9 protein-coding genes and 4 pseudogenes are annotated in these 12,572 nt (G+C 52.0%); 5 read left to right on the top strand and 8 right to left on the bottom strand.

Annotated elements, in window-relative coordinates:
• Nucleotides 1-302: 302 nt before the first annotated feature.
• On the bottom strand, nt 303-521 hold the full coding sequence (locus BFP96_RS31105) for a hypothetical protein (protein WP_065935705.1): 219 nt from the start codon (nt 519-521) through the stop codon (nt 303-305).
• 340 nt (nt 522-861) lie between these two features.
• On the opposite strand from BFP96_RS31105, the gene BFP96_RS04460 reads away from it, so the two are divergent.
• Nucleotides 862-2,304 (top strand): ATPase domain-containing protein, encoded by a 1,443-nt coding sequence (locus tag BFP96_RS04460; protein WP_164420286.1) that lies wholly within the window; start codon nt 862-864, stop codon nt 2,302-2,304.
• 23 nt (nt 2,305-2,327) lie between these two features.
• Nucleotides 2,328-2,696: a response regulator gene (locus tag BFP96_RS04455; protein WP_065935703.1), complete on the top strand. Its 369-nt coding sequence runs from the start codon at nt 2,328-2,330 to the stop codon at nt 2,694-2,696.
• Nucleotides 2,697-3,064: 368 nt separating this feature from the next.
• Here BFP96_RS04455 and BFP96_RS04450 read toward each other — a convergent pair whose 3' ends face one another.
• Nucleotides 3,065-3,907: a LysR family transcriptional regulator gene (locus BFP96_RS04450; RefSeq protein WP_065935702.1), complete on the bottom strand. Its 843-nt coding sequence runs from the start codon at nt 3,905-3,907 to the stop codon at nt 3,065-3,067.
• A gap of 102 nt (nt 3,908-4,009) precedes the next feature.
• Here BFP96_RS04450 and BFP96_RS04445 point away from each other — a divergent pair, with 102 nt between their 5' ends.
• Nucleotides 4,010-4,411, top strand: coding sequence for a tautomerase family protein (locus tag BFP96_RS04445; RefSeq protein ID WP_065935701.1), 402 nt, complete (start codon nt 4,010-4,012; stop codon nt 4,409-4,411).
• Nucleotides 4,412-4,423: 12 nt separating this feature from the next.
• On the opposite strand, the pseudogene BFP96_RS28800 reads toward BFP96_RS04445, so the two are convergent.
• The 6 genes and pseudogenes from BFP96_RS28800 to BFP96_RS31685 all read right to left on the bottom strand — a co-directional run.
• A pseudogene (locus BFP96_RS28800) lies at nt 4,424-4,603 on the bottom strand (IS66 family transposase); the annotation flags it as partial.
• Nucleotides 4,604-4,692: 89 nt separating this feature from the next.
• Nucleotides 4,693-5,874 (bottom strand): GAF domain-containing sensor histidine kinase, encoded by a 1,182-nt coding sequence (locus tag BFP96_RS04440; RefSeq protein ID WP_065935700.1) that lies wholly within the window; start codon nt 5,872-5,874, stop codon nt 4,693-4,695.
• 357 nt (nt 5,875-6,231) lie between these two features.
• Nucleotides 6,232-7,043, bottom strand: a pseudogene (locus tag BFP96_RS04435) (methyl-accepting chemotaxis protein); the annotation flags it as partial.
• 25 nt (nt 7,044-7,068) lie between these two features.
• On the bottom strand, nt 7,069-7,563 hold the full coding sequence (locus BFP96_RS04430; protein ID WP_065935699.1) for a GNAT family N-acetyltransferase: 495 nt from the start codon (nt 7,561-7,563) through the stop codon (nt 7,069-7,071).
• A gap of 429 nt (nt 7,564-7,992) precedes the next feature.
• A pseudogene (locus BFP96_RS31690) lies at nt 7,993-8,538 on the bottom strand (methyl-accepting chemotaxis protein); the annotation flags it as partial.
• A 312-nt stretch (nt 8,539-8,850) separates the two neighbouring features.
• Nucleotides 8,851-9,714 (bottom strand): annotated as a pseudogene (locus tag BFP96_RS31685) (cache domain-containing protein); the annotation flags it as partial.
• A gap of 809 nt (nt 9,715-10,523) precedes the next feature.
• Between BFP96_RS31685 and BFP96_RS04420 the strand changes: the two are divergent.
• Nucleotides 10,524-11,345 (top strand): isocitrate lyase/PEP mutase family protein, encoded by an 822-nt coding sequence (locus tag BFP96_RS04420; protein ID WP_065935698.1) that lies wholly within the window; start codon nt 10,524-10,526, stop codon nt 11,343-11,345.
• Between the two features lie 150 nt (nt 11,346-11,495).
• The gene (locus tag BFP96_RS28795) at nt 11,496-12,536 is read left to right on the top strand and encodes a bifunctional transcriptional activator/DNA repair enzyme AdaA (protein ID WP_242522256.1); all 1,041 of its coding nucleotides are present in this window, start codon (nt 11,496-11,498) and stop codon (nt 12,534-12,536) included.
• Nucleotides 12,537-12,572 lie beyond the last annotated feature (36 nt).

Below are 12,572 nucleotides of genomic sequence, written 5' to 3'. Positions count from 1 at the left end.
CTAGCTCCTGGTACAGCAGCACGACCAAATTACACGGTCCCGGACTCCCCTCAACGTCCAGCTGGCCGGCGTCGTTAGCAGTAATTTAGCCTGATGACCTTCAAGTGATGGCGTCTCGCCTTCGTTAGTTTCAATCCGGAGCCGTTTGACCTTTTGTACGGTATTGCCGCTGCCGACCGCGTTTTTCTTCGGGAAGGGGTGAGCAGATGACCGCCAGCGCCAGTTTGCGCAGGATGATGCTTCCGGCCAGCTACCGGCCCTTCAGCTCGCACTTGCGAGGACGCCGCGAGCGCCAGATGGGTCTATAACTGGCGTAGGTGCATAATCGCGTTGGTGATGCCTCGTGCATTGTCGTCTAGCGTTTCCATAGCTCCCATTGCGTTAGCAGCGACATTCACCACTCCATTCTCTGAGACCCATTTGGTCACTTCTTCAAGGGCCGCTGCTAGGGCGTGTTGGTTGTGCAGGAGCAGTGTGAGAGCGTCCGCTATAGCTATGTTGGCTTCAGATTTATTTGGCATTGGGATCGTCCTTGAGTAATGAGCGTGTGATGATTAGCTCAACGCGCCGATGGCAAGAGGCGCTTCATCATGCCCGCTGACACCTGAATATTGCACTGACTTGACGTCTAATTTGTAATCGACCTAAACAGCAATTTGCAACGAATTTGAACCATCCCCCAGCAACCCTTTATCGACATTGAATGGCAAGGAGCGGTCGCTCAATGTTTAAAAAATCTGGGACGATTCATATATCGCTCTGAGTTAACCAAGCTCTAGGCGAGAATGGCCCCCGAGCGAAAATGGCGTTAGGATTCCGCATCATAGGGCTTAAAACAGCCTGCTTTCAGATCAGGGTCGCATCGTGGAAAAGCTAAAACGCCTCCAAAGTGGAATACAAGGGCTCGACGCTCTGCTCAAGGGAGGGCTGGTCGCAGGCGCTTCATACATAATTCAAGGGCGCCCAGGGTCTGGAAAAACGATCCTCGCCAACCAGCTTGGGTTCCATCATGCGAAGAATGGAGGTCGCGTGCTGGTCGCCACGTTGCTGGCCGAATCACATGATCGTCTTTTCCAGTTTCTTTCTACTATGACCTTTTTCGATTCCTCCAAAGTCGGCGCCGAAATCCAATTTGTAAGCGCGTTTGACACTCTGGAAAACGACGGGCTGGATGAGGTAGTAAAGCTGCTTCGGCGTGAGATTAGCCGCCAAAAAGCCACCGTAATGGTAGTAGACGGCTTGCTCAATGCACGCTCTAAAGCAGATTCGCCCATAGACACCAAGAAGTTCATTTCAGAGTTGCAAGGACATGCTGCGTTTGCGGGTTGCACCGTGCTATTTCTTACCAGCTCCCGACTCGATGACGGAAGCCCTGAGCACACTATGGTTGATGGTGTAATTGAGATGGGTGAGGAGTTATTTGGCACTCGCTCTGCACGCCGAATTCAACTGCGCAAAACTCGTGGTAGTGGAGCGATGACCGGTCTGCATGAGTGCGAAATTACCGACAGCGGATTGGTGGTTTACCCACGCCTCGAAAGTCTCTACAGCCACCCGTCTGCCCAAGACAGCGCAGACATGACGCGTATTGGCAGTGGCATAGGATCAATGGACGCCATATTGGGCGGAGGCCTTTACAGCTCCAGCGTGTCTCTAGTGATGGGCCCTTCTGGGATTGGAAAAACAACTCTGGGCCTGAAATTCCTGGCCGAGTCGACGGTGGATGCTCCAGGACTGCATTTCGGCTTCTACGAGAGCCCACAACGTTTGCGACTCAAAGGTCAGTCACTTGGTATCGACATCAAAGGTATGGAAGACAGCGGCGCGCTTAGCATTGCCTGGCAGCCTACTACTGAAGGCCTTCTGGATGGGTTGGGAGCACGACTGTTAAATATCGTTGAAGAAAAGGGCATCAAGCGCCTGTTCATCGATAGCCTTAGTGGTATGACACGAGTGTCGACAAACCCCGCCCGGATTACTGATTTCTTCAGTGCGCTGATGAACGAGCTGCGCGCCAGGGGCGTTACGGTATTTGCATCTTGGGAGATGCGTGATCTTTTTGGGTCCGAGGTCAGCGCACCCAACTCTGACTTGTCCAGCATCGTCGACAACCTGATGCTGATGCGTTTCTCTGAGAATCACTCTGAACTAAGCAGGACGCTTTCCATTCTTAAAGTACGCGATAGCTCTTACGACCCTTCGAGGTTTGAGGTCGTCATCCGTGATCAAGGCGTTTTCCTGAGAAAGGCTTCAAGACATGAACCATCAGTTCCCACTGAGTCATCGCCCGGTTCAATTTCTTAAGCTTTTGAATGGGTTGAAATAACATGACTACCATCCTGGTCGTCGACGACGAGTATTTGATCGCTGACATCCTCTGCTTCGCGCTGGAGGATGAGGGGTTCATGGTAGTTACGGCCAGCAATGGTCGAAAAGGGCTCGAGGTGCTGGAGAGGGAGCGTCCAGCCTTGATCATTACTGACTTTATGATGCCGAGCATGGATGGGCTAGAATTTGCCACAGCTGTGCGAGCGCTTCCTTCCGCGAAAAGTTTGCCAATCATTTTGATGAGCGGTGCCCAGGCACATATCGGAATGCAGAGATCGGACTTGTTTGATTCTGTATTGGTAAAACCATTCAACATCGATTTGATCATTGCCGAGGTTAGAAAACTCTTGGGCCCAGAGTGCAGATGATGAGTCGCTTAAGCTATTACAGACAGCTATGATCGCTATTTGCCCAGTGCTGCCTTTTGTTAAGGGCTGCCGGCCAACAGCGATATTCGGTGTTACCTACCAAGCTAAATTTGCGCTACGTGAGGACATTCACTCGCAACGATTTCATTTTGCCCAGGTCCGCGCGAATGTCCTCATCAGTTGATTGACTCATCCATCTATGGAGATCGATCTAAGGTATGCGTCCGGGCAAGTCGTCTTGCACGGCGACGCCACCTGTGGCATCAGTCCTAAAATCCTACTTGCCCGCTGCGTCGACAACAGCGTCAGCACATCCTACAGGTAGGCATATGGATGTGCCTGATACGAGGATTGTCTTATCTCTGACCTTATGCGAGATAACCCAGCAACAATTGCCGCACATTTTCCACTAGCGCAGACTCCCCCTTACGCGGAGGAAGTAGCAGGAACCTGGCTTGTGCCAACGCAGGCAGGCCAGCTCTGTAGGGCTCGACGCCAAGCGGTATGGCACTCGCGTTTAGGCACGCAATGCCAAGCCCTGCCCTTAATGCCGATTGCAGCCCCGCCACCCCCGAGGTCGAGTAAACGATCTCATATCCGACATGGTCGCGTTCCAACACTTGGCAACTGTACTCCGACAATCCGCACCCGCTGATCGCGAGCAGTGGCAGCGGCTGCCCAGGCTCTGGAGCCCATCCAGAAGCGGCTACCCAGTGGAGTGGTTCCCGCCTCACATCAAAGGTGCTGGATGCGAACACGCGCTCGCTGAAACGCATGGCTAAGCCAATGTCCAGGTAGTCACTTGCCTGGTCAATTTCCAGACTCTTTTTCATCACCACATGAAGTCGAAGTCGTGGATGCCACTCACGCAGTTTTTTCAGTAGTCCGGCGATGTCGTCGGGGCGGAAGTAATCGGTTATCGCCAAGCGTATCTCACCTTCGAATTGTTCGCCTCGAACATCGGACAGCGCCAGCTCGCCCAGGGTGAGGATCTGCTTGGCGTGGCGCATGAGTCGTTCACCCGCAGGGGTGGGGCGGACGCCTTGCTTGCTTCGAATGAGCAACGCGACCCCGACGGCATCTTCCAGCTTCCGCAGTTGTTCACTGATGGCGGAGGTCGAGCGAAAGAGGGCCGGAGCGGCTGCAGAGATACTGCCTGCGTTACAGACAGCCAAGTAGACGCGGAGCTGGGTAAGATCGAAGTGGTACATGCAAGTTCCGGATAAACAGGAAGATGAGCACTGATTTTCCCGCTTTTTAGGACGATGTTCAAAGGCTAAGTTACCGGTACATCACTTACAAGGATTACTGAAATGCCGGGTATCACTCTGACCTTATCTGGGGCGCCTGATGCTGCCTTAGCGTCCCAACTCAGCCAGAAGCTGACTGAACTCACTGCACGCGTTCTGGACAAGCAGCCATCGCAAACGATGGTGATCGTTGGGTTCGTTGACCCTAGTTTGTGGTTTATCGACAGTAAATCGCTTGAGATCTTGGGGCGTAATAGCTTTCGCCTGGAGATCACGATTACCGACGAGACGACCACAGTGGCGCAGAAACTGCGCTATCAGCGTGAGTCGTATGATTTGCTCTCAGAAAGCATTGGGAATGTACACCCTCATTCGAACGTCCACATCATAGACGTGCGTGCTACGGCGTATGGCTATGGCGGAGTGCCGCAAGCGGAGAAACTATGGGGATTAAAAAAGATCTAGCGATGCCGGATTTCCAAGGAACCGGCGCTCGGCGGTAGACAAGCCGGACTTGTAGTCAAGCTTTTCGCTTGCATCTTCGCCAAGACGGTTGAGGGCGTACCCGCAACGCCAGTGGCTGTTGTCTGTTTCGTGCTGAATCAATATGCAAGGAAACTGCGGTGGCAGCGGTGCGCGCTTGGGTTGCTGACGTACTATCGAAGCTCTATAGGCCAATCACTTTAATAGGACTAAAAGAAATTCTACCAGTGCCATTGCCAACTGGCCGCGGCACTCCTCACGAATCAAATCAGCGGGAAGCAGGCCCGGAAACAGGTGCCTTCGTCTGCCGTAGAGGTCACGGTGATAGACCCCTGATGCCCTTTGACGATCTCGGAGGCGATGTACAAACCTAACCCCAAGCCACCACCTAATCCACTTTCCTCAAATCGAGTATATGGCTGAAAGATTAGGGGTAATCGGGCCGGTTCGATTGGTTCGCCTTCATTGGTGACTGAGATGATCAAGTGCTCGCGGTCGACATAGGCACGCACCTGGATGGGAAAGGCTATGTCGCCGTGAGTGATGGCGTTGCCCAATAAGTTGGAAAGCAATTGACCCACCCTTACAGGGTCACACTTAATGCCAGTGGGAACATCTATGGACTGTTCGATCTGGGCGTCTGGTTTGGAGTTTCGTACTTCATTGATGACTCGATGTATCTCGGCCTGAAGGTTATCGACTTTGGATCGGCTGACGGGTATGCCGCCGCCAAGTCTGCCCCTCGCAAAATCGAGTACGTTTTCAATCAACACGCCCATGCGCTGCGTGCTGCTATGGATTGCGTGAACCAACTTGCGGGTTGACCGTTCAGTGAGCTTTGTCTCCAGCAACTCTGCGCTCATGCGGATAGCGCTCAAAGGAGTGCGCAGGTCGTGTCCCAGCACCGCAATAAATTGATCTCTGAGACGACCGGTTTCGCGCACGTCTTCCAACTCTGTCCGAGTAGCATCAAGAGAGTTTTGGATGTCAAGATTGGCGGCTATTAGCTGAGCGAACAACGTCAGATTCTGTAGTATCTCTGGCCTCTCGATTTCGCTAGGCTCTGGGTCGATCGCGCACAGAGTGCCAAAAAACTCACCGTTTGCGCGAATGATCGGTACCGAAATATAGCTACGTAGACCATATTTAAGAGGGGTATGGTGTGTCGCGTAAACCTGATGATTACTGGCATCGCCAAAGACTACCGGCTGTCGGTGTTGCCGGATTTCGTGGCAGATGGTGGACTCCAATTCCAGTTCATCACCCGGCTGCAAGCCAAAGCTGAGGGAATCATCTACAGCGCAGGTAACCCAATGCTTTTCCGTAACCCGCACGACAGCCGCGAAACGTAGACCGGTGAGGTGCTTGACCAAGCGCAAGATCATTGGAACGGCTTGGATCTGGGTGACGGCTCGAATGTCGGGAGCAAAATTCACGGTAGGCATGTATCTGGAATCCGATCAGCCGGAAAAACGAGACTATACAAAATTCCTGTATGACTCGTATCCCATGAGGCGCGAATACTTTCATCCTCCGTCTGAATTAGGAACTCGCCTGTCAACGGCGCCAGCATCAGTTCGCTTGCAATGCTCAATCGGCCAACTATTCGCTCAGCGAGCAAAGTGTGATTGCCGGAAGCCACGCTGCAGCGCCTCAAGTTCGGCTTTGATACCGGCGATATCTGAAAAAAGTCTGGAGAATGAGTACCTGCATCAGGATTCGAGTCTCAACCAAAGAGGATTGCCCCATAGCTTGAATAGCTGTCTTTAGGGCAATCCCCCACAGTAGACCTTTGTGGTTATTTAAACCTTGAACTGATCCATGAGTTTCATCTGCTGGCCGGCCAATGCATTGAGCTGGCTACTTATAGCCGCGGACTCGGTAGCCTGCCCGGTGAGGGTTTCGGTTACAGTACGGATCGCCGAGACGTTGCGATTGACCTCTTCGGCTACTGCGCTCTGCTCTTCCGCAGCGCTGGCAATCTGCAGGTTCATGTCGCTGATCACTGTCACGGCGTCGCTGATCTTGCCCAGTGCTTTCACCGCTTCATGGATCTGCCCGGCATTGCTTTGGGCCTGTTGCTGGCTCGAGTGCATGGTCGCCACAACGCCACGGGTGCCGCTCTGGATACGCTCAATCACTACACGAATTTCTTCCACCGAGTCCTGGGTGCCTTTGGCCAGGTTACGGACCTCATCGGCTACCACCGCAAAGCCGCGACCGCTTTCCCCCCCGCACGTGCCGCTTCGATCGCCGCGTTCAGCGCCAACAAGTTGGTCTGTTCGGCAATGCTGCGGATCACCTCAAGTACTGATCCGATTTGTTCGCTATTAAGGGCCAATTCCTCGACTTCACCAACTGCCTTGCTGACTTCCTGGGCAAGCGAGGTGATATCGCGGGTGCTTTGTTCGATGATCGACATCCCCTCGCGTGCCGACTGATCCGCGCCGCGTGCCGCGCTGGCAGCATTGGAAGCGCTGTTTGCGACGTCGTGTGCGGTGGCGCTCATTTCATTGGACGCGGTGGCCACCTGGTCTATCTCGCGAAATTGCACCTGCATGCCTTCGCTGGTCTGGCGCGCAATGGCCGAAGACTGGTCAGCCGTACCGCGAGCTGCTTACGATCCCGTGCCAGCAGACTTACAATGCCAACGCATAAAAGCGTGTATCGACCACCATCAAAGGAAAACTGGCGGGCAGATCCTGCTGTTTTATCAGCTCGAAGCCGTGCTTTTCATAGAAACGATGAGCAGCTAGAAACCTCTCCGTGGTACCTAAATAAATCCGTTTTATGCCCCGCGCTTTCGCGGCTTCAATTAAGAGTTCAAGCATCTGTTTAGCCACACCAAAGTCCCGCCCTCGCCAAGGCGCTGCAACGAACATCTTCCGTAAAGCGACTTCGCCATTGCCAATGTCCCTCAGACCAATTGTTCCGATCACTTCACCCTGTCTACGGGCTAACCAAAAGTCACCTGTACCGGTCTGGTAAAACGACTGGATTTGCATTAAGTCTGGCTGATCCTCAGCTGAAATTTCAATTCCGAACTCCTCACGTTGGATATGTACGATCAAAGCCATTACGTCTTGCTCATCGCCTGGCGCGTATCGATTAACTTTGATGTCATGCATAGTCATTGCTCTTTAGTGTTCGATCAAACCCTAACAATGCCCGCTCCATTACGTTTTGGCGACAAGCGCATTAAGCATTTGCTTCTGAGCCTTGGATAAGCCTAAAGGCAATACCTTCCGAACATTGGCACTAAGGGCTTGGATCAGAAAGGCGTATTTCCCGGACGGTTACGAATCACGTTGACATTGATGCCGTAATGGATGGCTACGCTGGAAATCGTCGCTCCGGATTGCAGGCATTCCTGGACGACCTGGCTCTAAATGGTTTGGGATAAGGGCTTCGTTGTCGCGTGGAAAATCTGGCGATAAGGGCGATCGCGTCCGCTTAAAATACACGGACACTATCGCCACTAATGCTGGAATTCGGTAGGTGATTTGGCCGGACGGTTACCGGTAATCGGCGTCCGCTACCCGCCCAGAGCGTATAAAAAAAGCTTAAACCTTGAAACGGCTTACGACAGCGATCAGCTTATTATTCGAGGCCGCAAGCGCAGCCGTGCTCTTCTCGCTCTGCATCCCCCCAGCGACCAACTCGTCGACAATATGCTGGACCGCAACCATATTGCTATTGATCTCCTCCGTCACTGCGCTTTGCTCCTCTGCTGCTGTTGCGATCTGGGTGCTGAGGTCATTTATACGCACGACCGAATCAGTCATCTCGTCCAGACCTTCATTGACCTTGGAAGTCTTATCTACCGTAGCCTGACAACGGTCCTTGGTGTGCTCCATAGCCACGACGGCGGCGTCAACGCCGCGCTGCAGTCGGGTTAGCATTTCGTTGATTTCAGAAGTGCTGGCTTGCGTTCTTCCTGCAAGCGCTCTGACCTCATCGGCGACAACGGCAAAGCCTCGGCCCTGTTCTCCGGCGCGCGCTGCTTCGATGGCTGCGTTGAGTGCAAGCAAATTGGTTTGTCCCGCAATCTCGCCTATCACAGCGAGCACGGCATTGATTCGCTGGGCGTCCTGCTCCATCGCACGCACCTTACTGGTCGCATCCTCCACCTCCGAAATCAGCTCTCGAACACTACTTGATGCATCTTCCACCACTATTTTGGAATGCCGCGCCTTTTCGCTGGCAACCTGAGTCATGCTCGCAGTCTGAGCCGCGTTACGGGCCACGTCATTGGCGGTTGAGCTCATCTCTGTAATCGCAGTTACCGCCTGATCTGTTTCGGTCGCATGGCGATTAAGGATGCCATTCGTACCTTGCGATTGTCCTCGTAGCTGTTCTATACCCTGAGCGATGACCGAGGAAGAATCGGATACCTCAGTAATCATTTTTTGCAGATAGATGATGAACCTGTTGATAGACTGACCTACTGCACCAACCTCGTCCTCTTGGCGAATTGCAATGCGCTGGGTCAAATCCGCATCACCGGCCGACAAGTTATCGATATTGGCTTTGAGCACTGCTAGACGCTTCATCAGTTGCCTTAGCGCAAACACGATGACTAGCAACATTACTATAACCATTGGGATCTGCAGCTTCGCCAACATCTTGAGCACGTTGCTGCTCTGCGCGGTCAACAGCTCTGTAGACTGCGCCACTGCCAGTTGCCAAGGAGTGCCTTCAACAGGGATAAGGAACATGGTGTATTCCTTCCCATTACTGCCAATAAAGGTAGTGCGCAGGGAGCCGGGGGTTTTGAGCATACTTAGCACCGCCGCCGTGAACGGATAGCTGCCCGCCAAATCGCTTAGATTCTTGAGTACGTTGTTACCTGGAATTTCAGGCTGGTTGCTCAGTATCTTGCCGTCGTTTTCAACAATCATCAGCTCGGCATGTAGATCACGTTCTTTCTGCGCTACCAGTTCGTTGAAAAAACCTAATGTAATGTCCACAGTGGCTACGCCGTATGGAGCGCCATCTTTGCTAATCGCCATTGCGCAGTTGGTGCGTGGCTCAGGGCTCGCATCATCACGATAGGCAGCGGCCCAGTTGCACTGGCCTGCCGGCGCTTTTAGCCCGCCGAGATACCAGGGCTGGTCAAAATAGTTTTGTGATTCGGGCGTATTCCAGTGGGTGTTGAGTATAAGTTTGCCGCTCGCGTCTCGGTGAAAAAAGGTACTTTGCTTGGCTAGCCCTACAGTACGTTTGTTAGGAAGGGGCCAGATTCCACCCCCAAAAACCTTAAGCTCACCATATTGGTTGATCATACTGGGTAACAAGCGGTCAATGCTGTCACTGTCGAGTTCAGGAACCACCTCCGTAATCACGCGCTGCTGGGATTGCACCCGGGCTAATTCTCCTTTGATGACCGCACTAATCTCCGCCGCTTCAGTGACAAGTTTACTCTCGTCTGTGCTGGTCAGACCAGGGGTGATAAAGAGTGCAATCCCGGATGCAGTCAATATTGCTACCAGTAAAACGAACCCGATAAAAGTTGCTGCATAGCGTGCTTGAATGGTTTGTAACATGATTAGGAACATCCTCGATCAGAGAGAGTTATATAAAGGCGTATGTATCGGCAGGAGGTTGGGCAAATGGGAAATTTATTCACTCAGACCGTCAAATACCTAAGGCTCGGACAGTTCGAATCTGCCTTAATATGCTGCAGAGTGATTTTGTTCGGCAAATAATCATTGGATTGTCTAACTGAGGGTTTTTTTTGAAGAAAAATATAGCCTCACTACTACCAAGAAGATAGTTTCGTTTCGAGGGAGCACGAAATTCCTGCGCTTTTATTTAATTCCTGCGCTTTTATTTAATTTTTGCGCTTTTTACGCTCTGTAGGTCACCGAAATGTTAGCGTCCGGTTAAGTCATCTACCCGATCCCTGCGATGACTTGATGTGTACGGCAACGTCTTTCAGCAGGCTTTTGAGTAGGTATTCACCCACCCCTAGCCCGCAAAAACTATATTCTCTAGCTCTTAAATCACTGTCGATTTCTCGGTGGAGACGTCGGTGTAGTCAGCTTACGATAGCGCGATCTGCATCTGTCTTCTCTCACCGGGGTACCATTGAATGACGCCACTAAGTGCGGTTTTCCGCGACCTTCACCAAGATAATTTGTTGGTACTCGCCAACGTGAGCGATGCTTGCAGCGCACGTATTGTCGAGAGCTTAGGGAGTAAGGCAGTCGCGACCAGCAGCGCCGCCGTTGCTTGGGCGCATGGATACCAAGATGGCAATCAACTTCCCCTGAAACTGCTGACTACTACTGTTGAGTCAATGGTTCGAGTGCTTACAGTCCCCCTCACGGTCGATGTCGAAGGGGGCTATTCCGACGACCTTGAGTCGGTTGCTAAAGTTGTTGACTGCGTAGTTAGGGCCGGAGCCGTTGGAATTAACATTGAGGACGGAACAGGCAGCACCGATCTGATTTTGCGAAAAATCGAAGTCGCAAAGAAGGTAGCCAACAAGCATGGAATCGACCTGTTCGTGAATGTACGAACTGACGTTTATCTGAGATGTTTGGTAGAACCAGAGCGACAATTGGCAGAGACCCTCTTTCGTGCATCGCTGTTAGAGCAAGCAGGTGCAGACGGCATTTTTGCGGCTGGAATGGTTGAGGAAAACGACATTGCTACAATGTGCGAGGCAACGCGGCTACCCATCAACTTGCTTGCCTTAAAAGGCCAACCCGGCATTGATGAATTAACGAGTCTAGGCGTCAAACGGCTAAGCGCCGGTTCCAGCATTGCTGAATTCCTATACGCGGCCAACAAGGCGATAGCCAAGAGCTTCTTGCGAACGGGGAAGCTTTTCGAGTATCCATTGGACGCATATACCTACAGCAACCTGAATAGCCTTATGGCAGCAAAAAAACACCTAAGCGAAAAGTAATCTTTGCCCTATTAATCTGTAATTCGCATGAAAATCGCCGCTCTTTTTCGCATCCCGAAAGCGATCTTCACATCCATTCGACGACGAGGCTACGCTCTAATGAGATCTTACAATCACGCTCTTCCGCCCAGAAGCGAGATGGTGAATGCGATGCTATGCAGCGACACCGCCTATGAGGGCGTTTTTTTCACGGCTGTCAAAACTACAGGTATTTTTTGCCGCCCTACATGTGGTGCACGTAAGCCAAAACCCGAAAATGTAGAGTTCTTTTCGCATGCCAACGAAGCGATGGCAGCAGGTTATCGGCCTTGCTTACGATGCAAACCATTGGATCTCGCGGCTTCTGCGCCAGACTGGGTCAAGGGGCTACTGGCCTCTGTATCTGCATCACCTGACGCTCGCTGGAGTGATGCTGAACTAACTACGCGTGGTATCGATCCGTTACGCTTACGCAGGTGGTTCAAACAAAATTTTGGCATGACTTTTCATGCATGGATGCGTTCTAGAAGGCTCGGTGTCGCCCTAGGCCGGATTTCTTTGGGCGAAACGCTGGATAACGCAGCATTTGACTTAGGATACGAGTCATTGAGTGGCTTTAGAGATGCTTTCAAAAAAACATTTCAAATGCCCCCCGGTAAGGCAACTGGAACGTCGCTCCTGCTTTATCGCCATCTGACTACACCGTTGGGCCCAATGATTGCCATGGCAGAGGAACGAGGTTTGGTACTCCTCGAATTTCTTGACCGACCGGCCCTAACCGCTGAATTAAACGAACTGCGTGGACGTTATGGGTATTCAATTGCGCCTGGCGAGCATCTCTACATCAAGCAGATCGAAGCTCAATTAAAACTTTATTTTAATGGAAAACTAAAAAGGTTTTCAGTACCGCTCCATATGCCAGGCAGCTCTTTTGACAGGCTTGTGTGGGCAGAGCTTCTAAAAATCGATTATGGAACCATTTCAACCTACGGTGCCATCGCTAGGGGCATAGGCAAGCCAGGTGCAAGCCAAGCAGTGGGCAATGCAAATGGACACAATCGCTTATCTATTGTCGTGCCCTGTCACCGTGTCATAGCGACAAATGGTGCACTCGCCGGATATGGCGGAGGACAACCCAGGAAAGAATTTTTACTGCGTTTGGAGAAGACTGCTTTGCAAATGACTCAACAGAGCGAATTCCAGTTGAATTAGTTGCTGAGCAGAATATACGCAGACACAACGACTCCT

This window comes from Pseudomonas sp. 34 E 7 (genome assembly GCF_900005715.1).
In the GTDB taxonomy this organism is placed as follows: Bacteria; Pseudomonadota; Gammaproteobacteria; order Pseudomonadales; family Pseudomonadaceae; genus Aquipseudomonas; species Aquipseudomonas orientalis_A.
The sequence above is the reverse complement of the archived record's forward strand: the minus strand, read 5'-3'. Positions and strand labels throughout refer to the sequence as shown.

Bases quoted from the DNA above. Each gene is read 5' to 3' on its own strand.
- BFP96_RS04455 (WP_065935703.1), top strand. From the start codon at position 2,328: ATGACTACCATCCTGGTCGTCGACGACGAGTATTTGATCGCTGACATC.
- BFP96_RS28795 (WP_242522256.1), top strand. From the start codon at position 11,496: ATGCTATGCAGCGACACCGCCTATGAGGGCGTTTTTTTCACGGCTGTC.
- BFP96_RS04430 (WP_065935699.1), bottom strand. From the start codon at position 7,563: ATGACTATGCATGACATCAAAGTTAATCGATACGCGCCAGGCGATGAG.
- BFP96_RS04445 (WP_065935701.1), top strand. From the start codon at position 4,010: ATGCCGGGTATCACTCTGACCTTATCTGGGGCGCCTGATGCTGCCTTA.
- BFP96_RS04420 (WP_065935698.1), top strand. From the start codon at position 10,524: ATGACGCCACTAAGTGCGGTTTTCCGCGACCTTCACCAAGATAATTTG.
- BFP96_RS31105 (WP_065935705.1), bottom strand. From the start codon at position 521: ATGCCAAATAAATCTGAAGCCAACATAGCTATAGCGGACGCTCTCACA.
- BFP96_RS04450 (WP_065935702.1), bottom strand. From the start codon at position 3,907: ATGTACCACTTCGATCTTACCCAGCTCCGCGTCTACTTGGCTGTCTGT.
- BFP96_RS04440 (WP_065935700.1), bottom strand. From the start codon at position 5,874: ATGCCTACCGTGAATTTTGCTCCCGACATTCGAGCCGTCACCCAGATC.